General features: G+C 35.3%; 23 protein-coding genes and 2 tRNA genes. 14 read left to right on the top strand and 11 right to left on the bottom strand.

The genetic code is table 11. The annotated features are described in order from the left end of the window. Positions 1-162 precede the first annotated feature (162 nt). On the top strand, positions 163-1,647 hold the full coding sequence (gene mqo, locus ABJF08_RS13940) for a malate dehydrogenase (quinone) (protein ID WP_348116872.1): 1,485 nt from the start codon (positions 163-165) through the stop codon (positions 1,645-1,647). A 350-nt stretch (positions 1,648-1,997) separates the two neighbouring features. Here mqo and ABJF08_RS13935 read toward each other — a convergent pair whose 3' ends face one another. The 8 genes from ABJF08_RS13935 to tgt all read right to left on the bottom strand — a co-directional run bounded on the left by ABJF08_RS13935 (position 1,998) and on the right by tgt (position 11,130). Beyond that, positions 1,998-2,495, bottom strand: coding sequence for a hypothetical protein (locus tag ABJF08_RS13935; RefSeq protein ID WP_348116871.1), 498 nt, complete (start codon positions 2,493-2,495; stop codon positions 1,998-2,000). A 1-nt stretch (position 2,496) separates the two neighbouring features. After that, the gene (locus ABJF08_RS13930) at positions 2,497-3,561 is read right to left on the bottom strand and encodes an RHS repeat-associated core domain-containing protein (protein ID WP_348116870.1); all 1,065 of its coding nucleotides are present in this window, start codon (positions 3,559-3,561) and stop codon (positions 2,497-2,499) included. Then, a complete protein-coding gene (locus ABJF08_RS13925) occupies positions 3,561-4,823 on the bottom strand; it encodes an asparagine synthetase B (RefSeq protein WP_348116869.1) in 1,263 nt (420 codons plus the stop codon). The genes ABJF08_RS13930 and ABJF08_RS13925 overlap by 1 nt, the downstream gene beginning before the upstream one ends. A gap of 133 nt (positions 4,824-4,956) precedes the next feature. Next, positions 4,957-6,498 (bottom strand): replicative DNA helicase, encoded by a 1,542-nt coding sequence (gene dnaB, locus ABJF08_RS13920; RefSeq protein WP_348116868.1) that lies wholly within the window; start codon positions 6,496-6,498, stop codon positions 4,957-4,959. Between the two features lie 284 nt (positions 6,499-6,782). Further along, on the bottom strand, positions 6,783-7,736 hold the full coding sequence (locus tag ABJF08_RS13915; RefSeq protein ID WP_348116867.1) for an acetyl-CoA carboxylase carboxyltransferase subunit alpha: 954 nt from the start codon (positions 7,734-7,736) through the stop codon (positions 6,783-6,785). A 307-nt stretch (positions 7,737-8,043) separates the two neighbouring features. Beyond that, positions 8,044-8,943: a DMT family transporter gene (locus ABJF08_RS13910; protein ID WP_348116866.1), complete on the bottom strand. Its 900-nt coding sequence runs from the start codon at positions 8,941-8,943 to the stop codon at positions 8,044-8,046. Next, positions 8,930-10,000, bottom strand: a complete 1,071-nt coding sequence (locus ABJF08_RS13905; protein WP_348116865.1) for an LptF/LptG family permease — start codon at positions 9,998-10,000, stop codon at positions 8,930-8,932. The genes ABJF08_RS13910 and ABJF08_RS13905 overlap by 14 nt, the downstream gene beginning before the upstream one ends. After that, positions 10,000-11,130 carry a tRNA guanosine(34) transglycosylase Tgt gene (gene tgt, locus ABJF08_RS13900; RefSeq protein ID WP_348116864.1) on the bottom strand — a complete coding sequence of 377 codons (1,131 nt, stop codon included), beginning with the start codon at positions 11,128-11,130 and terminating at the stop codon, positions 10,000-10,002. Before tgt ends, ABJF08_RS13905 begins: the two co-directional genes overlap by 1 nt. Before the next feature lie 247 nt (positions 11,131-11,377). Between tgt and ABJF08_RS13895 the strand changes: the two genes are divergently transcribed. Both ABJF08_RS13895 and ABJF08_RS13890 read left to right on the top strand, forming a co-directional pair. Further along, a complete protein-coding gene (locus tag ABJF08_RS13895) occupies positions 11,378-12,223 on the top strand; it encodes a transketolase (RefSeq protein ID WP_348116863.1) in 846 nt (281 codons plus the stop codon). 33 nt (positions 12,224-12,256) lie between these two features. Further along, on the top strand, positions 12,257-13,210 hold the full coding sequence (locus ABJF08_RS13890; RefSeq protein ID WP_348116862.1) for a transketolase family protein: 954 nt from the start codon (positions 12,257-12,259) through the stop codon (positions 13,208-13,210). Between the two features lie 69 nt (positions 13,211-13,279). Here the strand turns inward: ABJF08_RS13890 and ABJF08_RS13885 are convergent, their stop codons facing one another. Both ABJF08_RS13885 and ABJF08_RS13880 read right to left on the bottom strand, forming a co-directional pair. After that, the gene (locus ABJF08_RS13885) at positions 13,280-13,933 is read right to left on the bottom strand and encodes a hypothetical protein (protein ID WP_348116861.1); all 654 of its coding nucleotides are present in this window, start codon (positions 13,931-13,933) and stop codon (positions 13,280-13,282) included. 152 nt (positions 13,934-14,085) lie between these two features. Next, positions 14,086-15,261, bottom strand: a complete 1,176-nt coding sequence (locus tag ABJF08_RS13880; protein ID WP_348116860.1) for a peptidylprolyl isomerase — start codon at positions 15,259-15,261, stop codon at positions 14,086-14,088. 81 nt (positions 15,262-15,342) lie between these two features. Here ABJF08_RS13880 and ABJF08_RS13875 point away from each other — a divergent pair, with 81 nt between their 5' ends. The 3 genes from ABJF08_RS13875 to ABJF08_RS13865 are packed head-to-tail and all read left to right on the top strand — an operon-like array spanning position 15,343 to position 16,792. Next, a complete protein-coding gene (locus tag ABJF08_RS13875; protein ID WP_348116859.1) occupies positions 15,343-15,720 on the top strand; it encodes an RNA-binding S4 domain-containing protein in 378 nt (125 codons plus the stop codon). Then, a complete protein-coding gene (locus ABJF08_RS13870; RefSeq protein WP_348116858.1) occupies positions 15,717-16,298 on the top strand; it encodes an SAM-dependent methyltransferase in 582 nt (193 codons plus the stop codon). The genes ABJF08_RS13875 and ABJF08_RS13870 overlap by 4 nt, the downstream gene beginning before the upstream one ends. After that, a complete protein-coding gene (locus ABJF08_RS13865) occupies positions 16,295-16,792 on the top strand; it encodes a phosphoribosyltransferase family protein (RefSeq protein ID WP_348116857.1) in 498 nt (165 codons plus the stop codon). The genes ABJF08_RS13870 and ABJF08_RS13865 overlap by 4 nt, the downstream gene beginning before the upstream one ends. Here the strand turns inward: ABJF08_RS13865 and ABJF08_RS13860 are convergent. Further along, complete coding sequence (locus ABJF08_RS13860; RefSeq protein WP_348116856.1) at positions 16,784-17,311, bottom strand: shikimate kinase; 528 nt, start codon at positions 17,309-17,311, stop codon at positions 16,784-16,786. The two genes, ABJF08_RS13865 and ABJF08_RS13860, sit on opposite strands and share 9 nt — an antisense overlap. A gap of 103 nt (positions 17,312-17,414) precedes the next feature. On the opposite strand from ABJF08_RS13860, the gene ABJF08_RS13855 reads away from it, so the two are divergent. The 8 genes from ABJF08_RS13855 (at position 17,415) to ABJF08_RS13820 (ending at position 24,274) form a co-directional block, all read left to right on the top strand. Further along, positions 17,415-17,487 (top strand) — tRNA-Lys (locus ABJF08_RS13855). 51 nt (positions 17,488-17,538) lie between these two features. After that, positions 17,539-17,621: transfer RNA gene (locus tag ABJF08_RS13850), tRNA-Leu, on the top strand. A 334-nt stretch (positions 17,622-17,955) separates the two neighbouring features. After that, complete coding sequence (locus tag ABJF08_RS13845) at positions 17,956-19,347, top strand: cytochrome ubiquinol oxidase subunit I (RefSeq protein WP_348116855.1); 1,392 nt, start codon at positions 17,956-17,958, stop codon at positions 19,345-19,347. A 2-nt stretch (positions 19,348-19,349) separates the two neighbouring features. After that, entirely contained in the window at positions 19,350-20,387 is a 1,038-nt protein-coding gene (gene cydB / locus ABJF08_RS13840; RefSeq protein ID WP_348116854.1) for a cytochrome d ubiquinol oxidase subunit II, read from the top strand. Positions 20,388-20,617: 230 nt separating this feature from the next. Further along, positions 20,618-21,529 (top strand): MerR family transcriptional regulator, encoded by a 912-nt coding sequence (locus ABJF08_RS13835; protein WP_348116853.1) that lies wholly within the window; start codon positions 20,618-20,620, stop codon positions 21,527-21,529. After that, positions 21,526-22,986: a phytoene desaturase family protein gene (gene crtI, locus ABJF08_RS13830; protein WP_348116852.1), complete on the top strand. Its 1,461-nt coding sequence runs from the start codon at positions 21,526-21,528 to the stop codon at positions 22,984-22,986. Before ABJF08_RS13835 ends, crtI begins: the two co-directional genes overlap by 4 nt. Beyond that, positions 22,986-23,825: a phytoene/squalene synthase family protein gene (locus tag ABJF08_RS13825; RefSeq protein ID WP_348116851.1), complete on the top strand. Its 840-nt coding sequence runs from the start codon at positions 22,986-22,988 to the stop codon at positions 23,823-23,825. The genes crtI and ABJF08_RS13825 overlap by 1 nt, the downstream gene beginning before the upstream one ends. Before the next feature lie 2 nt (positions 23,826-23,827). Next, the gene (locus tag ABJF08_RS13820; RefSeq protein ID WP_348116850.1) at positions 23,828-24,274 is read left to right on the top strand and encodes a beta-carotene hydroxylase; all 447 of its coding nucleotides are present in this window, start codon (positions 23,828-23,830) and stop codon (positions 24,272-24,274) included.

The following is a 24,274-nucleotide window of genomic DNA, read 5'->3' as shown; positions in this document are numbered from 1 at the left end:
TGCAACCCTGATAATCTTTTGATTATCAGGGTTTTTTATTTACTATCCATTTACAATTTATTTAGACATTCTGCTTTCGCGAAAGCGGAACAAACATCTATCTACTTCTAGGGGAAAAACATCTTCTAATTATCTATCTTTAGAACAACATATTCTAAAGAAATGAAAAACAAAGATTACGACCTTATATGTGTGGGCGCAGGTATAATGACTGCAACACTCGCTTTAATAAGTAAAATATTAAAACCAGATCTTAACATTTTAATTCTAGAACGTCTAGATGACGTAGCATTAGAAAGTAGCGCCGCATGGAATAATGCAGGTACTGGACATAGTGCTCTATGCGAACTTAATTACTGTCCAGAAGAAAACGGAAACGTAGACATAAAAAAAGCGATAGACATTTGCACTCAATTTGAGATGTCTAAGCAATTCTGGAGTTTTCTAGTAGATCAAAATCTTATTAAAGACCCTCAATCTTTCATCAATCCTGTGCCACATAATAGTTGGGTCCATGGTAAGGATAACGTAGAATATCTAGAACATCGATTTAAAAAGATGAAGGAACACTTCATGTTCAATACCATAGAATACAGTACATCTATTGAAAAGATGAAGGAGTGGTTTCCGTTAATTATGGAAGATAGAGATGCTAGCGATATTATGGCAGGCTCACGTATAGACCGTGGTGCAGAGATGAACTTTGGAGCGCTGACTAGACATTTATTTGACATTTTAGAAAATGAATATGGCGTTACAGTAAGCTGCAATGAAGAGGTACAAGATGTAGATCCTGATAAAGAAATAGAATGGGATGTGATTACAAAGAATACCGTTACTGGTGACGAGAGACATTTAAGCGCGCACCATGTATTTATAGGTGCAGGTGGTGGTAGTTTATTGCTACTACAAAAAGTAGAAATAGACGAGAAAGAAGGTTATGGTGGCTTTCCTGTTAGTGGCGCATGGCTGGTCTGTAAAAATGAAGAAATTATAAAACAACACTTAGGTAAAGTATATTCTAAGGCAGGACCTAACGACCCACCTATGAGTACACCGCATCTAGACACTAGGTATGTGAATGGGAAACGCGAGTTGCTCTTCGGACCATTTGCTGGTTTTAGCCCTAAGTTTTTAAAGAAAGGCTCTTATCTAGATCTCTTCAAATCCATTAAAACAGATAACATAAAACCTATGTTAGATACCTTTTGGGACAACCTACCTCTTACCCAATATTTAATCCACCAAGTTTCCATGTCCTTTGATGACCGTATGGATGATTTGAGAAAATTCTATAAAAATGCAAAAAATGAGGACTGGGAATATAAAGTTGCCGGACAACGCGTTCAAATAATTAAGAAAGACGATTATAAAGGCGGACAACTACAATTTGGTACAGAAGTAATCTCTAGTAAAAACGGTAGTATTACTTGCCTACTAGGTGCCTCTCCAGGAGCATCTACATCGGTAAAAATAATGCTAGATGTTCTAGAAAAAGCATTTCCAGAAATAGTAGAAGACCCTAAATGCGTAGAAAAACTACAACAAATGATTCCGTTTTACAAAACAGATGTTACTGAAGAATTGTTCCATCAAGGGCTCGTTAAAGCACAACAACTACTAGATCTAGATAAATCAATAGTATAGATTCTTACCTATCTTGATTTAATTATAAAAAAGGAAAGCTGTAATTAGCTTTCCTTTTTCTTTAACCTTTTCACTCATGCTCGGTACTAGTTACAAACTAGCACTAGCCGTCGTGAATACTCGCGCCAGCAGGGGAAAGCTATCTCTAACTTTCCTTTATCTCTCTTAACTCTTATTGTGTAGAGCTTTAACAAACCCTTATTTTAAGCCTACTAAAGAAGTTTGTCTTTAATCAATGTATCCATAAACGATAAAAACCAGTAATCAAAATATATTTTGATTACTGGTTTTCAATGACTTAATTTCTCAAAATTGTATATGACCTAGTTTACTACATTACCTCTACTTATTTAATACATTATATGCTTTTCTAAAATAGATTGGAATTTGTTATTGCTATCAAGTTGAATTAAGATAAATACCTCTTCTGAGACTAAAACCTGATCTTGAATTGATTGTAATAACAGTCCACGTTTATCTTCATCTATAATCTCTGAAATATACAATATAAGATTATTATTATTATTACTATCTGAATATTTGCTATAACCTACATCCAAAACTTTAATTCTAGATTTAAGACTATCATTACAATCCTCATTCAGTATATTTTCAAAGTTACTGTTTTCCAAATAACGCTTGAACATACATTTTTCTAATTGAGAATTATTCAATTTAATAGAAATTATATCATTGCTTTTAGGAAGAAGTTTCTTAGCTATTTCTAGAGTTTTAACCAAACTTACAATTTCTAAAACTACTGAAGGTTTCTCTTCAAAACGAGAAGACCTACAATTACATAAAAAAAATAAAAAAATAAAAAAATAAAAAATCTTTGAAAGCTTCATACTAGTTTGTATTAATAATTTGGTTCTTCCTAGTTATTAGGCCTTTATTTTTTTTCTTTCCTCGAGAATTAAGAATCGTAAATTTTACCCTTGCTTTTGTATCATATAGATTTCCGGCTAACTTATCATTAGGATTAATCGCATAACTACCAGTATAACTAGCTCTTTGTCCAAATTGATCTCCTCCTGACAATACTCTATTGAGAGGGTTTACATCTAGTTCAGATCTTATTTTGTTCATCTGAATCATATTCCCACCAAAATTAGATCCATTTGTATCTTTAAGATTACCGTTAGAATCAGCATGTCCTAATTCATGAAGAAAGGTCATACCATATCCAGCTGTTTTATGATACAAACCAGATGAAGTTGTTGAGGATTGTGAATCTATTTGCCTATAATCTAATTTCATAGTATTAGTTGAAGGAGTGAAGTTTGAACCATAAAGATCTTTTCTTTCAACTTTAATAACCGATTCGTCATCAATTGAATCAGTCAGAAGGTTTCTAGCAGTATTACTTCCTAATGTTACACCATCTGCGTAATTTGTAACGGCTGATCCATCTTCATTTTTTAAATAATCTAATTTCCCACCACTACTGTTATAACTTAATGACAACCCAGTCAATTCAGATAAATCCAATAATAATTGTATTCCATTTGCTAGATTCTCCGAATTTTCAAATATATCAGAAATATCTATTTGCATACCATCTGGGTCTAAAAATAGAATTGGATTATCAAATGCATAGTTATACGGACTGTGACGCCTCATCAATTCAGCCAACGGATCAATATTCATCCAACGACCAAGAGCAGGATCGTAATTCCGAGCTGAGACATCGTACCAATCGAGTCCAAGCTCTTCATTAAATTCTTTTCCACCGAATTTGTAGGGATGGTTTGATGTACTTGCTGGTCCGTACCCTTTATGTTCAAGTCCAAAAGGATAGTAGTTATTCTCTTCTACGATTTGCAGATTAACGCCTATTGTGCTGGTGTTTTTATATGAGAGTCTCACGTTACCTAAGTGGTCTTTATATTGATATACATAATTCAAAGCCATCAAGTCTTCTGCTTCTTCTTTCTAGCGGCAGGGAACAATACATTATTTAATATCAAGCGATATCCTGGACTGTTAGGATGCAAACTTAATTCTGTAGGTGGATCTCCTACTCTATGCTGGTAATCTTCTGGATCGTGACCACCGTAAAAGGTAAAGAATCCTTTACCGCGTATTCCATGTATGTATTTTGCTTCTTTGTTGGCCCTATTTTCTCCTAGAACGAGTACATTCTTCTTTACTTCAGGTCTATAAAAACTAGTGGTTTGCCCCATAAAACCTTTAACCAGACTGGTGTGATTTTGATTTAACATGGTAGGAATAGGATCCCATTTTGCGCTAAAATCCATTAAAGAGAAGTAATCTAACTCTCTTTTAATATCACGCTTTGTAGTCATGTCTATAGAGCTAAATTCATACACCATAGGAGAGCGCTCTAGTTTATAATCGGTAAAAGCAAACGTCTTAGAATAGTCTATCTTATTTTGATAACCAGCCTCACTTGCATCGCCATCAAACATAGGCTCTGCAATATCGACACCTTCGGCACCTAGTGCTATGTCAAAACTGTCTGTTGCACTACACATCGCAAACATAAAACCACCACCTACTACGTAATCTCTAATTTTAAGAGCTACATCTCTCTTTTCTTCACTTACTTTATTGTAACCTAATTTTTGTGCTAGTTCTTCAGCCTTTTTCTTTTCTTCTATATACCATGGTGCCGCTCTATAATTGCGGTAAAATTTACCATACTGACCAGTAAAATCTTCATGATGCAGGTGCAACCAGTCGTACAACAACAGCTCGTCGGACAGTACTTCTTCATCATATACCTTTGTATACGGTATCTCTGCATAGGTAAGTACCATGGTTACCGCATCGTCCCAAGGCAATTTACCGTCAGGAGTATAAACAGCTATTTTAGGTGCTTTTTCTAGCAAGACTTCTTGCATATTTTGCGATGGACTGGCGACTAGTTCTAGGATAGAACTTACCTCTGCCTCAGACATTTCTTCATAACTTACACCTCTCACTATCAGCTCGTTTTTAATCTCTTGCACGTTAGGTACGAGAAAAGAACCACCACGATAGTTGAGCAACCACTTCACTTTGGTCCCTTTAGAAAGTACCCAATAAGAAATCCCATAGGCCTTTAAATGGTCCGACTGTGTGTCTGCATCCATTGGGATAAATAAATATTGTGCCTGTGCAAATAGCCCACTTGCACATAGTAATAACAGTAAAAAATATCTTTTTAACATTCTTGATAATTATTGTGATCTCGCTTTCGCGAAAGCGGAATTATAACCCACAAATTTCTAAATTATAAAAGTAGTGCACTAATATAAGGATTGAAAACGAGATGTAAAGCAATAATTAAACCAAGTCTTAGAACTAGAAAGGCATGTCGTCATTAGGGATATCAAAAGCATCTCCAGGACTTGCAGCCTTAGGAGAGTCAAATGCATCTGGTTTAAAGGTATCGTCGTTTGCGGCATTCATTTTAGAACCAAATTCTTCTGGAGCTCCAAAAAACTGATCGAGGTTATCAAACTTACCGAACTGACCCAAGAACTTTAAACGTATAGAGTCCGTCGCACCGTTACGGTGTTTTGCTACTATAAATTCACCTTGATCCTTAGTCGGGCTGCGGTCGTCATCATCCCATTCTTCTAGACCATAATATTCTGGTCTATAGATAAAGGATACAATATCTGCATCTTGCTCGATCGCTCCAGATTCACGCAGGTCAGATAGTAATGGACGTTTAGACCCACCACGAGATTCTACCGCACGAGACAGTTGTGATAGTGCAATTACTGGCACAGAAAGTTCCTTAGCTAGTGCTTTAAGGTTACGCGAGATAGTTGATATTTCTTGTTCACGGTTACCACCTTTGGCACCTGTTTGCGCCGTCATTAACTGCAGGTAATCAATCATGATTAATTTGATACCATATTGGGAGGCAAGTCTTCTACATTTTGCACGCAGGTCAAAGATGGAAAGCGATGGTGTGTCATCGATAAAAATAGGAGCACGTTCTAGATCTTTCACCTTTACGTTTAACTGTTCCCACTCATGCGCTTCTAACTTTCCTGTTCTAAGTTTTTCTGAACTTAGTCCAGTTTCTGAAGAAATTAAACGTGTAATTAACTGTACCGAACTCATCTCTAGAGAGAAAAATGCTACTGGTATATTACTACCTACAGCAACATTACGAGCCATACTTAAGGTAAATGCTGTTTTACCCATACCTGGACGTGCAGCAATAATAATTAAATCTGACGGCTGCCATCCACTCGTTAATCGATCTAGATCTGTAAAACCAGTAGGAATACCAGACAGACCATCACGATTTGCTATTTCTTCAATACGTTCTTTTGCCTGACGTACTAAGTCCATGGCAGTTTCTGTACTTTTTCTTATGTTACCCTGCGTTACCTCGTATAGTTTTGATTCTGCTTTATCAAGTAAATCAAATACGTCTGTAGACTCTTCATACGACTCATTTATAATCTCTGTAGAAATCTTAATTAGACTGCGCTGTATGAATTTTTGAAGAATAATTCTTGCGTGAAATTCTATGTGAGCTGTAGAACTTACTAATTGAGATAACTGTACTAGATAATGGTCACCACCAGCAGCCTCTAGTTTTTCAATTTTACGCAATTGAGCACTAACGGTTAATAAGTCGACTGGTTTTCCTTCTTTAAAGAGTAAATCAATGGCTTCAAAGATAAATTGATGGCTTTTTTGATAAAAAACATCTGGAGACAGCAGGTCGATAACCTCATCTACTCCTTTTCCATCAATCATCAACGCTCCTATCACAACTTTCTCTAAATCAACTGCTTGAGGCGGTATTTTACCTTTCTCTAGGGTGACAACAGAGGTGTTTCCTGATACATTATTAGCGCGTGCTTGAATTTTTTCCATAGAACTCAAAAGTAGGTTTTAAATAAAGGTTATTAGAATAGGGTTATGATAAGGTAGTCAACAATCGCACCAAAAAACACGTTCATAACATGTTGATAACCACGATTGTTTTTTGAAAGCTAGCAAACTTCACTACTACCAAAAAATAATTATTGATTTAAAATACGCTTGTTAAGTTGATAAGTCTTTTGACTTTAAAATTAAAAACAAGCGGTTAAAAAAGCTACAAAATTATAAATATAACTTTGTAGCTTTATGATGTAATAAGGTATTCAGAAGGTGCATTAACCTTTATAAACACCCATGTTTGCATATTTATCCATACGACTCTCTACTAACTCTTTTGAGTCTAGATCTTTAAGGTCGTCATACTGTCTTAAAATACAGTCTGCAACAGATTTAAATATAGTATCTCTATCTTTATGTGCACCACCTTGTGGCTCGCGTAAGATCTCATCTACTAACTTCAACTTTTTCATATCAGTTGATGTCAGTTTAAGAGCATCGGCTGCTTTTTCTTTGTATTCCCAGCTTCTCCATAAAATAGAAGAACAAGATTCTGGTGAGATTACAGAGTACCATGTATTTTCTAACATAACTACCTTATCTCCTACACCTATACCTAGTGCTCCACCACTTGCTCCTTCACCTATAATCATAACGATGATAGGTACTTTAAGACGTGTCATTTCAAGAATATTCCTTGCAATAGCCTCACCTTGCCCACGCTCTTCAGCTTCTAGACCTGGATAAGCTCCTGGAGTGTCAACTAATGCTACGACAGGCACACCAAATTTCTCGGCACTTTTCATTAATCTAAGTGCTTTGCGGTAACCTTCTGGATTTGCCATACCGAAGTTGCGGTACTGACGTGTCTTTGTGTTAAAACCTTTTTGCTGACCTATGAACATGAAACTTTGCTCACCTATTTTACCTAGACCACCTATCATCGCTTTGTCATCTTTAACATTGCGATCTCCATGTAGTTCTAACCACGTATCACCACATATAGCTTTTATATAATCTAAGGTATATGGACGGCTAGGATGACGTGACATTTGCACACGTTGCCACGCTGTAAGGTTAGCATATATATCTTTGCGAGTTGCTTTAAGCTTTTTCTCTATTTGTTTAATGGTTGCACTAACATCTACATCACTTTCCTGTCCTATTGCTAGTGTTTGCTGAAGCTTTTCTTCCAGCTCTTTAATCGGTAATTCAAATTCTAAATACTCCATATTAGGGAATTCATATTTTGGGTCAACAAATATAGTGATATGAGTTGAAGTATACGTCTAATTGATTTTGAAACTGTCCCTTATTCCAAAATAATCATCATCGCTACGCTACAAAAAAACACACTAAAAAACTGATTTAAAGATATTTAAACTTTAAAACAAAAAATTTCAAAACGATTTAAAATAGTAATGAATTCTTTAATTAAATCGGAACAACTCTACGTAAAAAATTCAGCTCAAAATTCACTAAACACATAAAGCCTTCTACTAGAAACGAATACTGCCTGCGTATATCTTTAAATAATATCTATTTCTTAGCTAGTCGCGTTTTCAATATTCCATTGCTAATGATTACCGCTAGAATAACTAAGGCACCTATATAGAATTGCGGCGTCATTTCTTCAGAATCTCCTAGAATAAGAAAAGCTAGAAAAATTCCATAAACTGGTTCTAAATTTGTGGTTAACATAACGGTATAAGCACTCAGTACCTTCATCACCTTTACACTTGCAATAAAAGCGTAAGCTGTACATACCGAAGCAAGAATACCTAACCACAACCAGTCCATTTGAGTAAGCGCTGTAGGTAGTACAAAATCTACTGGCAGGAATATAAAAAAGGTAGATAGTAATACCACACCGCTAGACAATTCATAAAATGATATCAACGATGGTGGATGATCCTTTGCCCATTTCACATTCATAATAGAAAATACAGCACTTAAAAAAGCACTTATCAATCCTAAAATCATACCAGTCACATACTCCGTCTCTATCTGGAATATATAATACAAGGCTCCTATGATTACTGCTCCAAAGATAAGCTCGTACCATACAAATTTCTTAGAAGTAAATATAGGCTCTAGCAAAGCAGTAAAAAATGCTCCCATGCTCAACATAGCGAGTGTTACAGAAACATTAGATTCTTTTATAGCACCAAAGAAAGTCACCCAGTGTAAAGCTATTACCACACCGGCGAGTAAAAAACCTAGAATACGTTTACGCGGTAAAGCTCCTTTACCTACTAGCTGTAATGGAATTCTTTTCCATTGCATGTAGATAAATATAAGTACCACTGCAATACTCATACGCCACCATACTAGTGGTATAGATTCTATACTTATTAACGCACCTAGAACTGCGGTAAAACCCCAGATAAATACTATAAGATGTAAGTGTAGGTAATTGAGTAATTTATCGTCTCGCATTTCTTATCAGGAAAAGTGCTACTATAGCAAAGAATATATTAGGAAACCATACGGCTATCCATGGATCAAATGTACTTTTCTCAGCTATCGTACCGAATACTTTATCTAGAAAAACGTAAGTCATCGCTATGACTATACCTATAGCAAGGTTAATCCCCATACCACCACGCTTCTTAACAGATGAAACTGCTACTGCTATTATGGTAAAGATAAAAGCACTTACCGGTATAGAAGTACGCTTGTACTTCTCTACATAGTAAATATTCATATTTGCATTACCACGCTTTTCTTCTAACTCAATAAATTCATTGAGCTTAGAGTATTGATAGGTTTCTGCTATGTATTCTGACGGTGTAAGTTCTGCAATGTCAAAATCAAAGAGCGTGTCTTTCTTTTGTTCACGTTCTATCTTCTCGCCATTTTCAAGAATGATTCTTTTCTTGTAACCACTTAAAGTGTAAGTACTATCCTTAAACTTTATACGGTTGGCATAGATTTTATACTTCAACTCATCCTCTTCAAAATGTTCTAGTGTAAAATCAAAACCTGTCTGACTAGAAGACTGATAATTACTTACATAAATGTAATCGTTATCATTGATTTGTCTAAAAACATTGGTCGTTTTTTTATCACCACCACGTTTAAAGTATTTGTATTGAAACTCATTAAACCCTGCGGCAGAGTCTGGCACAAATACAGCACTGAAAATCAACGCTCCCACACAGACTATACTCGCACCTATTATATAAGGACGTAAAAATCTGTTAAAAGAAACTCCTGAACTCAAAAAAGCAATTATCTCTGTATTCATCGCCAGTTTTGATGTAAAAAACATGGTAGAAATAAAGAGAAATAATGGAAATAAGAAGTTAGAAAAATACACAGTAAAATCTAACAGGTACACAAAAACCTCACCAGCAGGGACATCCTTACTTATGATTTTACCCACCTTTTCTGCAATGTGCACTGTTACCATAATAGGTAAAAACAATGCCAGTAACAGCAAGAATGCACCTAAGTACCTTTTTAATATGTATTTATCTAATATACTTAACACTAGAGTCTGTTATCTAATTGTTTTACCATTTTATCCTTCCACGTAGAGAAATCACCAGCAAGAATATGCTTGCGCGCCTCTCTCATTAACCATAAATAGAAAGAAAGATTGTGTATGGTACAAATTTGCCTACCTAACATTTCATTAACTGTGAATAGATGACGCACATAAGCCTTAGTATAAGCCGTATCTACCCATGCATAATTTGCAGGATCTAGTGGAGAAAAATCTTCTTCCCACTTCTTGTTCTTCATATTCATAGTACCGTGAGCCGTAAAGATCATACCATTACGACCATTACGAGTAGGCATTACACAATCGAACATGTCTACACCTAACGCAACGTTTTCTAATAAATTAATAGGCGTACCTACACCCATAAGGTACCGTGGCTTTTCTTTAGGTAAAATAGCCGTAACCACTTCAGTCATGGCGTACATTTCTTCAGCAGGCTCACCTACAGACAGTCCACCTATGGCATTACCAAATTGTTCTGTTGCAGCAATAGCCTCGGCACTTTGTTTTCTTAAATCTATATAAGTACTACCTTGTACAATAGGGAAAAGTGTTTGCTTGTGTCCATAAAGATCTGGCGTCTCGTTAAAACGAGTGATACATCTCTTTAACCATCTATGTGTCATATGCATACTACGGCGTGCATAATTATAGTCACAAGGATAAGGTGTACACTCATCAAAAGCCATGATTATATCTCCACCTATGCTGCGTTGTATATCCATCGCACGCTCAGGAGTAAACGTATGGTAAGAGCCATCAATGTGAGATTTAAACTTTACACCTTCTTCTTTTATTTTTCTATTGGAACTCAAAGAATACACTTGGTAACCACCAGAATCTGTTAGAATAGGTCTATCCCAATTCATAAACTTGTGCAGCCCGCCAGCTTTTTCTAGAATATCAGTTCCAGGGCGCAAGTACAAGTGATAGGTATTACCCAAAATTATATCTGGATTAACCTCTTGTTCTAGCTCACGCTGGTGAACTCCTTTAACTGTACCTACCGTACCTACCGGCATAAAAATAGGCGTCTCTATTTTCCCATGGTCAGTGTGGATTACTCCAGCTCTCGCCTGACTCTTTGGATCGTTTTGTAGTAAATCAAATTTCATGAACGGCAAAGATACTATTTGTTAGTTATGAGTTAAGAATTAAGCGTTAAGAGTTTTTGATATGTTTCGCTTTCGCGAAAGCGAGAACAACATCCAGCCTATTATCTACCTTATAATAACCTTACTTTTTACATATTTACGTTCTATTGTTCACAAAACCCATCATATCGTTAATAACTGCCTAAAGTAATAAACCGTGTTATAAGTCAATAGTCTTATTTTTGAAGGATCATTTAAAAACTCCAAAATGGCTGATACACAGCACTTAAAAGATTTAGTAACGCAAGTACGTCGCGATATCGTTAGACAAGTACACGCCGTAAGTAGTGGACACCCAGGTGGATCGCTAGGTTGCACAGAATTTCTAGTAACTCTATACAACGAGGTTATGGATCACGACCCATCTTTTAATATGGATGGTGTTAATGAAGATTTATTCTTCTTATCAAACGGTCACATTTCTCCAGTTTTCTATAGTGTATTAGCTCGATCGGGATATTTTCCTGTAGAAGAGCTAAGTACTTTTAGAAAGTTAAACACAAGATTACAAGGTCACCCAACTACACATGAAGGTTTACCTGGTGTGCGTATAGCAAGTGGTTCTTTAGGTCAAGGAATGAGTGTTGCTATAGGTGCCGCTGCTGTAAAGAAATTAAACGGAGATACAAAAACGGTCTTTACTTTACACGGTGATGGTGAGTTACAAGAAGGTCAGATCTGGGAAGCTGCTATGTATGCTGCGGCAAACAATGTAGATAACCTTATTTCTACTATCGATGTAAACGGACAGCAAATAGACGGTAGTACAGACCAGGTACTAGCTCTAGGTGATCTAAGAGGAAAATTTGAAGCCTTTGGGTGGAAAGTAGTTACGGTTACAAAAGGTAACGACGTAGACGCAGTTCTTGCAGGTATTAAAGAAGCTCTTACTCTTACAGGTAAAAAGCAACCTATATGTATTTTATTACACACAGAAATGGGTAATGGAATAGACTTTATGATGGGATCTCATGCATGGCACGGAATTGCTCCTAATGACGAGCAACTTGCTGAGGCATTAAGACAAAATCCAGAAACCTTAGGCGACTATTAATTTAAAAGAGCATCTGCCCAGCAGATTTTAGATATGAAAATTTACGAAAACACAGGAAGTAAAGACACAAGATCCGGATTTGGAGATGGACTTACTGAACTAGGACAAAAAAACGAAAACGTAGTAGCACTTTGTGCAGACCTTACTGGATCGCTTAAAATGAATGCTTTTGCAAATAATCATCCAGAGCGTTTTTTCCAAGTAGGTATTGCCGAAGCTAATATGATGGGAATGGCTGCTGGTATGACTATAGGTGGTAAAATACCTTTTACTGGTACGTTTGCAAACTTTTCTACTGGTCGTGTATATGACCAGATCAGACAAAGTATCGCTTACTCTGACAAGAATGTAAAAATATGTGCTTCTCACTCTGGATTAACGCTAGGTGAAGATGGTGCAACACACCAGATTCTTGAAGATATAGGTTTGATGAAAATGCTACCAGGCATGACAGTAATCAATACTTGTGATTATAATCAAACTAAAGCGGCAACTCTAGCTATTGCTGAACACCACGGACCGGTTTATTTAAGATTCGGTCGTCCTAAGGTAGCTAACTTCACTCCAGAAAATGGAGAGTTTAAAATAGGAAAAGCTGTCTTACTACAAGAAGGAACTGATGTAACTATTATCGCTACTGGACATTTAGTATGGGAAGCGCTAGAAGCTGCAAAAGCTCTTAACGAAAAAGGAATAAGTGCAGAGGTGATTAATATTCACACGATCAAACCTCTAGACGAAGAAGCAGTAATCAAATCTGCTAAGAAAACAGGTTGTGTAGTAACTGCTGAAGAACATAACTTCTTAGGTGGTCTAGGTGAAAGTGTTGCGAGAACTTTATCTCTTAACCACCCTACTCCACAAGAATTTGTTGCGACTAACGATACTTTTGGTGAGAGTGGAACACCAGCACAACTACTAGAAAAGTATGGATTAAATGCTGAAAACATCGCGCTTAAAGCTGAAGCGGTGATTAAAAGAAAGTAATCTACTTACACTCATAAATCAAAAGAGTCTTTAATATTACTTTAAAGACTCTTTTTTATTTGCTTTATTTTAAAAACGATAAGCAATTTTAGGAACTACTGTAAACGAGTTTAAATCTCTAGTTACTGCTCTTTCCATCTTAAATGGCGTGTACTGAACATCTATAGAAAATTGGACCATAGAATCATCGTTAAAAGTATGATCCAAAAATAGACCTGGTGCTACTAAAACAGAATTGACACTATCATAATCTAACGATTGTGCTCCTGCAGCGTCTAGAGGATCTACAAATATGGAAGCTATTCCTAAAGCGATCCCTAAACCCAGCTTACTATTCGGCTTTTTAAAGAAATACTTATTAAATTTTAAATAACCATTTACAATAGATGTAGCTTCTACCTCAAATTGCTCTATTCCATCTGTTATTAAAAAAAACTCTTTTTGCTGTGGTACAGCTAGCTGTATCCCTATTTCAAAAGACCTATTCTTGTTTGAGTCTGGAACAACGTAAGCCAATTCAAACAGAGGTGAATTGTCAATAAATTGAGATAACTCTCCATTAGGCATCCAGTAACCTACACCTATTTTTAAAAATGAATTCTCTAAATAAGACTCTAGGGTATCCAACTCTTTATAATCGTAATAATCTTGAGCAGATAAGGAACATGCAGCTAGTATAGCAATGGTAGTGATAAAAAAAGCTTTCATAAGTTGTGATTTCATAAATCAAACTTATAGTGATTATCACATTAATATTTGCAATAAACAAAGGCTAAAGAAATATAATTTGCGAAAATCACAAATACACTAAAATAAAAAAAGGAGCTTCATTTTAAACGAAGCTCCTTTTTCCAAGTATTATAAAGATCTATTCTCTATGAATCTGCATCCAGATAATCAGGGATACCATCACCATCAGAATCTAAAGCGTCATCTGGATTACCATTACCATTAAGATCTGCATTTTCTAGAGCTGTAGGTATACCATCACCATCGTCGTCATCATCTAGATAATCTGGGATACCATCACTATCTGTATCTAGTGCATCATCAGGACTACCATTACCGTTAGGATCTGGACCTTCAAATCTATTCTGGATACCATCACCATCTATATCGATATTTACTTCATTAGAATCTAAATAACCTGGAATCCCATCACCATCTAGATCTTCTGCATCGCTAGGGTCACCATCACCGTTAGGATCTGGGTTCTCAAAAATAGTAGGTACTCCATCTCCGTCATCATCTATATTTAGATAATTAAAACCACCTATTAAATCTTCATTAGTATTATCTCTATCATCAGGAGATTGTAAATCTAAATCTCCATCTAGATCTTCATAAAGAGATAGAATTCCATCACCATCATGATCTGAAAAATTAACTTTTCTCAATTGGTAAGTAAAAATAATAGGAGAATACGCAGGTATACCAGTTAGAGAAGTACTAAAATAACCTAATCCAGAAGGCATAAATACCGCTCCTACACCAGAATCTGTATAAGAAAAAGTTCCATCTACATTTGCAGTAATATTAGTAGCTTCATTTAATTCTGTAACACCAGCTGCAAAACCATCTACCACTCCACCGAAAGCACTTGCTCCTGGTAAATCAAACCATATAGAGTTGATAGAACCATCAAACACACTGTTATCTAACAACAATCCTTCATAAGAAACTAAAGTACTATCTGCAAACGTAGGACGTAGAGCACCACCACCTTGACGTACATTTAAAGTAAAGTAAGTATAATCTATACCATCTCTAGTTAAAACCCTAGAATTCACCTGGCTAGCAAGTGGTGTTTTACCAGCATTTGCATCTGCAATGGTGTCAAAAACAATATTAAAATCTGCACCAGCTGGGTTTGTTGCAAATTCTTCATAGTTATAAAAATGAGTATTTAAATACTCTTGCAACTCTGCAAGATCTTCTATATACACCTCGTTCCTATCTCTTATTACAACACCATTATCATCGTCAGACCCACAAGAGATCAATACCATTCCTATTGCAAGAAAAGAGAATAAATACTTAATTTTTTTCATCATCATTTTTTAAAGCGATCAAAGATAGTATTTTCAACTATTTTTGTAGTGATGTGATAACGTTTAATAACAAAGCTTCTTATGCGAGTAGACAAATATTTATGGAGTGTACGATACTATAAGACCAGAAGTAAGGCTACAGATGCCGCAAAGAAAGGTCGTATTAGAGTAAATGACTCTATCGTAAAACCTGCTAGAGATGTATATCCTGGCGATATAATTCAATTGCGTAAAGATCAAATAGAATATAAGGTAGAGGTCTTAGACCTACCAGACAGCCGTGTCGGCAACAAAATTGTTAACCTATATAGACTAGATCGCACTCCTCAAGAAAACTTTGACGCAAAGAAACTCATAGCCCTAAATCAGGATTATTACAGAATTAAAGGAGAAGGAAGACCTACTAAAAAGGATCGTAGAGATTTAACTAATGTCTTAAATCAAGAGGAAGAAGAATGAAGCACGGTAAAAATTACTGGGAAGACAGATATAAGAACAACTCTACCGGTTGGGATCTAGGCCACCCATCCTTACCTCTTACTTACATTATAAATAATTTGCTTGACAAGAATAGTAAAATATTAATTCCAGGAGCTGGTAATTCTTATGAAGCGATCTATTTAATAGAATCAGGTTTTACAAATGTAACTGTACTCGATATTGCTAGCCAGCCTTTAGAGTCGATTAAAAAGCAGTTTGAACTTAATAATAATATTAAAACGGTGCAAAATGATTTCTTTCAACACACTGGGAAATATGATCTAATATTAGAACAAACGTTCTTTTGTGCTTTAGAACCTCGCTTTCGCGAAAGCTATATAGAAAAAAGTCATGATCTATTAACTGAGAACGGTCATGTAAAAGGTGTCCTATTTGATTTTGATTCTCAAAGAACAGAACCGCCATACACAGGAAATAAAGAAGAATATATCAAGTTGTTTGAAAATAAATTTGATATTATTGAAATGAATCGATGCCTAACATCAGAAGATTCTAGAAAAGGAAAGGAACTCCTAATAAATATGAAAAAGAAATGATTAAAAATGAAATTCTAGACCATAACCAGGTACAGCATAAAATAAGAAGAATTGCTTATCAAATAGCCGAAGTATATTTAAGTCACGACCGCATTATTCTAGCAGGAATAGTAGGCGGTGGTTATACATTTGCAAAAGAGCTAAAAAAAGCCTTATCTAAAATTATAGACACAGAGATTATTCTATGCAAAGTCACCATAGATAAAACCAACCCACTTGCCGCTATTCAAACCAGTATACCGACTAGTGACTATGAAAACAAAGGGGTTATTATTTGTGACGATGTCCTTAATAGCGGTACTACTTTAATATATGCTGTAAAGCATTTCTTAAATGTACCACTAGATCGTTTAAAGACAGCTGTATTAGTAAACAGAAATCACAAGAAGTATCCAGTAAAAGCAGATTTTAAAGGCCTCTCTCTATCTACTACTATAGAAGAACATATAGAAGTACAGTTAGAAAAAAAGCCATTTAGTGTGATGCTAGAATAAACTAGCCGCTATTTGCTGTGCAACTTGCTTTGCAGTTTCTTCACCTACTTTTATTTTTAAACCGGCCTGATTATAGAATGGTCTACGTTCAAATAAATGCTTTCCTATAAACTCTAACATCTCTTCTTCTGAATTTACATTCTTAAGAAGAGGTCTTTGATCTTTCTCCCTCATCAACCTATCAGATAATATAGGTATAGGAATATCTAAGTAAACCGTTTTTACTTCTTCTAGATTATTCAGATAATTCATAGAATCAAAATAACATGGTGTACCACCACCTAATGATAAAACCATGTTTTTATCTAAACTCATTAATTTTTCCAAAACTTCTTTCTCCTTCTTTCTGAAGTAAATTGCACCTTTCGTCTGAAAAATTTCAGAAACTTTAATTTTTTCTTCTTTTTCTATTTCTAAATCTAAATCTAAGAAATCAAAAGAAAGATCGCTCGCAAGACACTGACCTACAGTTGATTTTCCCGACCCCATGTATCCTAATAAGATTATTTTAAGCGCCATTTTTTGTATTTTTTAAATTAAAAATAAGATTTTTTAAAAATAATCTAAAAAAAATTAGGTTGGAACAAATAAAAAGCGGTATATTTGCAGCCGCTAACACGAAGATCTGGTAGCTCAGTTGGCAGAGCATCTCCCTTTTAAGGAGAGGGTCCTGGGTTCGAGCCCCAGCCAGATCACAACAATTGTTAACGAGAAAGTCCTTAATTTATTAAGGACTTTTTTTATTTACCTGGGTGCTGAAATTGGTAGACAGGCACGGTTGAGGGCCGTGTGTACTTTGTACGTGTGGGTTCAAGTCCCATTCCAGGTACAACACAAAAGCTAGATAATATTTATGTTATCTAGCTTTTGAATTTTAAGACTATTTCTTCATTGCTTTAAGATCAAACACAAACATCTCTATTTCTCTTAATGCTAAGAAAGTAATCTCAAAACACTTGAGAGACTCTAAAACACAAATTAGACAGACATAGTAAATAAGAGTAACATATCTGAATAAAACGCTTAAAACGTCTTAAACACTCCTTACTGGATTCGATAAATTCATCACCGAACAAACTTGCTTTAACCTATAACCTTTGTAACATAGGTTACCCATAAAGTGGAATCCATGCTTTATTTTTGTTAGGATAAAACAAATTACCATGGATACAGAAATTCTTGCTAGAATCCAGTTCGCCTTCACCATTTCTTTCCATTACATATACCCACCGCTCAGTATAGGTTTGGGATTAATTATGGTTATCATGGAAAGCCTATGGATACGAACTAAAAATGAAAAGTATCACATCTTAGCAAAATTCTGGACTAAGATATTTGCATTAACATTTGGTATCGGTGTGGTTACAGGAATAGTCATGGAATTTGAATTCGGTACGAACTGGGCAACGTACTCTAGATATGTAGGTGATATTTTTGGAAGCGCACTCGCTGCCGAAGGTATTTTTGCCTTTGCCCTAGAAAGCGGCTTTTTAGGTATTCTCCTTTTTGGATGGAATCGAGTAAAACCTTGGGTTCACTTAGTCTCTACCATAGGAGTTTTTTTAGGCTCCATGTTCTCTGCCGTATGGATAGTGGTAGCAAATAGCTGGCAACAAACTCCTGCTGGCTATCACATCGTTGGAGAAGGACTCACAGCACGTGCAGAAATTACAGACTTTTGGGCTATGGTTTTTAATCCCTCTAGTATAGATAGATTAACACATACCTGGTTTGCAGCATTTCTAGCTGGCGCCTTTCTGGTATTAAGTGTTCATGCTTATTATTTAATAAAAGGAAGATATGTAGAGATATCAAAAATGGCATTTAAAATAGCTCTAGGTGTCGCTACTATATTTTCTCTAGCACAATTAGTAACCGGACACAGCTCTGCAGACGGAGTTGCGGTAAATCAACCAGCTAAACTTGCTGCTATGGAAGGGCATTATGATAAAAATGCTCCTGCAGATTTATACCTATTCGGCTGGGTGGATAATGAAACTCAAGAAGTAACAGGACTAAAACTACCTGGTGGTTTATCCTTTTTAGTTCATCAAGACTTTGAAGCACCTATTACAGGCCTTAATGCTTTTCCAGAAGATGAGCGTCCAGGACAGATAAATGCTGTTTTCCAATTTTACCATATCATGATAGCTATAGGAATGTTCTTTATAGCACTCACTTTATACGCATGTTATTTGTGGTGGCGAGGTAAACTGTTTGATAAAAAATGGATTTTAAAAACCTTTGTTTTTTCTGTTATCCTAGCACAATTAGGAAATCAAGTAGGCTGGTTTGCAGCAGAGATGGGTAGACAACCTTGGGTGGTTTACGGACACTTAAAAACTTCTGAGGCTTTTTCACAAGCCGTTACCGCAAATCAAATTCTATTTTCTCTTATATTATTCTTTGTGGTTTATGCACTGTTGCTTTTCTTATTCTTATACCTATTAACTAAAAAGATTAAACATGGTCCCTATGACGAAAGTGAAATAGATAACGACCGTCCACTTACAAAAGAACTCACCAACGAAGTAGCAAACACCTTAAACGCATAAATATGGAAACTTTACTAGGTATAGATTACCCAACACTATGGTACCTTGTTGTAGGTGGTGTTTTTTCAGGATATGCCATATTGGATGGATTTGATTTCGGTGCTGGTGCATGGCATTTATTCTTTAAGAAAGAACACAGTAGACGTATAGCACTTAACGCAGTAGGTCCGGTCTGGGACGGGAACGAGGTATGGCTAGTAATAGGTGGTGGCGCTTTATTTGCAGGATTCCCTGTGATGTATGCTACGTTCTTCTCTGGATTATACATTCCATTTATGCTCTTTTTAATGTTCATCATTTTTAGAGCTATCGCGATAGAATTCCGTAGTAAGGAAAAAATGTTGTGGTGGCGTAAGATGTGGGACATTGCCTATAGTGTCAGTAGTATTATGCTCGCATTTTTATTGGGCGTGGTTCTAGGTAATGTATTACAAGGTATACCTATAGGTCCTGACTTAGAGTATGATGGTAGTCCCTTTTTAGGTTTCTTAAATCCGTATGCTATTATTACTGGTTTTACCACATTATTTTTATTCATGTCACATGGTGCCATTTATTTGTTACTTAAAACAGAAGGGAAACTTTTTGATAAACTAGAAGGACTACTTAAAAAGGGAATTATACTATTTATAGTTTTCTTTGTATTAACCACACTATATACTCTTATCTACATACCTCATCTATCAGACGATTTTAAGGCAAGCCCAATTCTATTTATATTTCCTGTACTTACTTTTTTAAGTATTGCAAACATTCCTAGACTAGCACATAAAAAACGTTTTAAGATTGCATTTTTCTTTTCTGCATTAACGATTTCATTGATGATGGCACTCGTTGCGATAGAGCTTTATCCTACATTGCTCTACTCAACCATAGACCCTGCAAATAGTATCACTATATATAACGCAGCCTCTTCAGATAAATCACTAGGCATAAGTCTTACCATGGTAGCCATAGGAACACCTTTAGTACTAGGTTACACCTTCTTTGTATATAAAACTTTTGCCGGAAAAGTACAATTAGATGACCATAGTTATTAATTGAGTTACGCTTTCGCGAAAGCGAATACAAAACCAACACAGCACCTTATACTTAAGTAAGGTGCTTTTTTATGCGTCATAAAATAGACATATGTAAAAGCTAGAAAAACAAGAAAATAGACTGTATAAAGTTTATCAAGCAAATAGTTTATTAGTTAATTAAATATCAATTTAGTTCATGATAACTAATTTTGTTTAACTTTACCGAGTAATAAGTAAACAAATTTGTTTTGATAAAAAGTAAGTTCAGTATTAAAGACCTAGAGAATTTGAGTGGAATCAAATCTCACACCATACGAATTTGGGAAAAACGATACAATTTATTAGAACCAGATAGAACTGAAACTAATATAAGAACTTATGATCTTAGTGCATTGCGCAAGATTTTAAACGTGAGTTATCTTAAAAATGCTGGTATTAAAATTTCTACTATAGCTAGTTTAACTAGTAGTGATATTGAGACTCAGGTGCGCAATCTAGCCATAAGAAACAATAAAAATGATCATGCTATACAAGAGTTAAAACTTGCGATGGTTAACTTTGATCAGACCATGTTCAGTAGAGTATATGACTCTGTGCTGCAAGAGGTAGGTTTTACAGGTGTTTTTTATGAATTGTTCATCCCTTTTTTAGAAGAATTAGGTTTCTTATGGCAGTCTAAAACTATCAACATTGCTCATGAACATTTTATCAGTCATTTGATTAAACAAAAGGTTCTTATCAATTTAGAGAAAGTACAATATCGATCTAAAAATGATAGCGACAGTGTTTATGTTCTCTTTCTACCTGAAAACGAAATGCATGATTTAGGCTTGTTATTCTTAAATTATGAGTTGTTAAAAAGAGGTAATAAAACTATTTACCTAGGTGCCAGTATGATATTAGACGATTTACCTTTCTTTAAAAACAAAGGTGTCACTCCTACGTATATAACCTACGTAACTGTACAACCAGTAGAAAAAGAGTTGCCATCATTCTTAAAGAGATTTAACCGCAAAGTAAATCGAGATAGCGATATAGAACTTTGGATCTTAGGACAAATGGCTCAAAAAATAAAATCAGAACAGTTATCTGATAATCATAAAGTCTTTAAAGGCATATCAGACGTTATTAATAATATACCTCAATTAGTAGAAGCATGAACAAAGTAGCAGTTATAGGGTCTGGGTTTTCATCACTTGCAGCAGCTTGTTATCTCGCAAGAGATGGTTATGAGGTTACCATGTATGAAAAGAATGACACGGTAGGCGGTAGAGCACGTAGACTTGTTAAGGATGGTTTCACCTTTGACATAGGTCCATCATGGTACTGGATGCCAGATATATTTGAGAGATTCTTTGCAGATTTTAATAAGCAACCATCTGATTTTTATCAGCTAGATAAACTTAACCCTGCATACTCTGTAGTTTTTGAGGATGATAAAATTGAAATAGCAGATAATCTAGAAGACATTAAATCTACTTTTGAAAAAGTAGAAAAAGGTAGTTCAAAACCTTTACAACAGTTTATGTCAAAGGCTGAGGAAAACTACGAGATAGCTATTAAAAATCTAGTTTATCGACCGGGAGAATCTCCACTTGAATTGATAACACCACAAACTGCACAAAAAGTAGGTGCTTTTATAGGTAACGTTTCTAAGGATGTAAGAAAGAAATTTACTAATCCTAAGTTAATTAGTATTTTAGAATTCCCTGTTTTATTTCTAGGGGCGACCCCACAAAACACACCTAGTTTTTATAACTTCATGAACTATGCAGACTTTGGTCTAGGTACATGGCATCCTAAAGGTGGTATGTATGAAGTTATTCTAGCAATGAAAAAACTTGCAGAAGACTTAGGTGTAGTAATTAAAACAGAGAGTCCTATAGAAGAAATTCTAGTTGATGATAAAGGAAGAGTAGAAGGATTAATTACTAAAGGACAAAAACACCTTTATCCTATCGTACTTTCTGGTGCTGACTATCACCACTCTGAAACACTATTGCCTAAAAAACACAGACAGTACTCTGAATCATACTGGGATAAAAAGACTTTTGCTCCTAGCTCATTGATCTTTTATGTAGGTTTTGATAAGAAGTTAAAGAATATAGATCATCACAATTTATTCTTTGATACTGATTTTACTCAACATGCAAATGAGATCTATGAAGATCCTAAGTGGCCAGAAGAGCCATTGTTTTATGCAAATTTCACTTCTTTAACAGATCCTTCTACAGCACCAGAAGGTTGTGAAAATGGCTTTTTTCTTATTCCGTTAGCGCCAGATTTAAAAGATACTCCAGAATTAAGAGAAGAGTATTTCAATAAAATCATGAAAAGATTTGAGTTGAGAACAGAACAAAATGTAACAGATCATATTATATTTAAGGAATCATTTTGTGTCAACGATTTTATATCAGAGTATAATAGTTACAAAGGGAATGCTTATGGAATGGCAAACACCTTATTACAAACTGCTTTTCTTAGACCTAATTTAAGAAGTCGCAAAGTTAAAAATCTTTATTTCACAGGTCAGTTAACAGTACCAGGTCCTGGAGTGCCACCGTCACTTATATCTGGAAAACTAGCCGCTGAACTTATTAAAAAAAATGACCAATAATGAAAAGTTTATTCGATAAAGTTTCAAGGGAATGTAGTAGAGCTGTCACACATAATTACAGCACCTCATTCTCACTAGCTAGTAAAATGTTAGGACCTAGCATACGTCAGGATATTCATAATATTTATGGATTTGTAAGATTTGCAGACGAGATCGTGGACACCTTTCACGATTATGATAAACGCACGTTATTAGATCGTTTTGAAGAAGATGTAAAAAGGGCTATCGATGATAAGATTAGCTTAAACCCTATTCTTAACTCGTTTCAAGAAACAGTTAATAAATACGATATCACGCCAGATATGTATGGTGCTTTTATTCACAGTATGCGTCTAGACCTAGATAAATCTATTTATTTAACTGACGAAGAATATAGAAATTACATCTATGGTAGCGCAGACGTGGTAGGACTTATGTCTTTAAAGGTCTTTGTAAAAGGTGATATGGAACAATACAACGATCTTAAAGATGATGCTATGAGACTAGGTAGTGCTTTTCAAAAAGTAAACTTCTTAAGAGATCTTAAAGCAGACCTTGATACGTTAGAAAGAAGCTATTTCCCAAACACTGATCTTCACGATCTAAGTGAAGAGGATAAAGCTAGACTAATTCAGGAAATAAAGGAAGATTTTGATGCAGGTCTTAAAGGTATTCAAAGACTTCCTATAGAAGCAAAATTAGGAGTTTACACGGCTTATACTTATTATAGAAGACTTCTTACTCGATTAGAACGCACTCCTTCTAAAGAAATTAGAAATGCTCGTATACGTGTACCTAACTACGAGAAGATATTTCTACTCTCTAAAGGTTATATGAGTTATAAACTCAATTTGATTTAAATATGGATGTATTATACTGGATAGCTATATTTATTGCCACATTTTGCATCATGGAATTTAATGCCTGGTGGATGCATAAATATGTCATGCATGGCTTTTTATGGAGCTTACATGAAGATCACCATCATAAAAAACACGACAGCTGGTTTGAGAAAAACGATTTCTTTTTTGTGTTTTACGCAGCGATAAGTATAGGGTTAAAACTGGTTCACAGCTTTTATGATATCTGGTGGACGCTACCTTTAAGTGCTGGTATCTTAGCATATGGTATTGCATACTTTGTGGTACATGATGTTTTTATACACCAGCGTTTTAAATGGTTGCGCAAAGCAAATAACAAATATGCCAAAGGATTGCGTCGTGCACATAAAATGCATCACAAACACTTAGGAAAACAAGATGGTGAAAACTTCGGTATGCTTGTAGTTCCATTTAAGTATTTTAAATAA

The sequence above is a fragment of the Nonlabens sp. genome (genome assembly GCF_039941875.1).
Lineage (GTDB): Bacteria > Bacteroidota > Bacteroidia > Flavobacteriales > Flavobacteriaceae > Nonlabens.
Note: the sequence above shows the minus strand (reverse complement) of the source record. Positions and strands in the feature narration are given on the sequence as shown.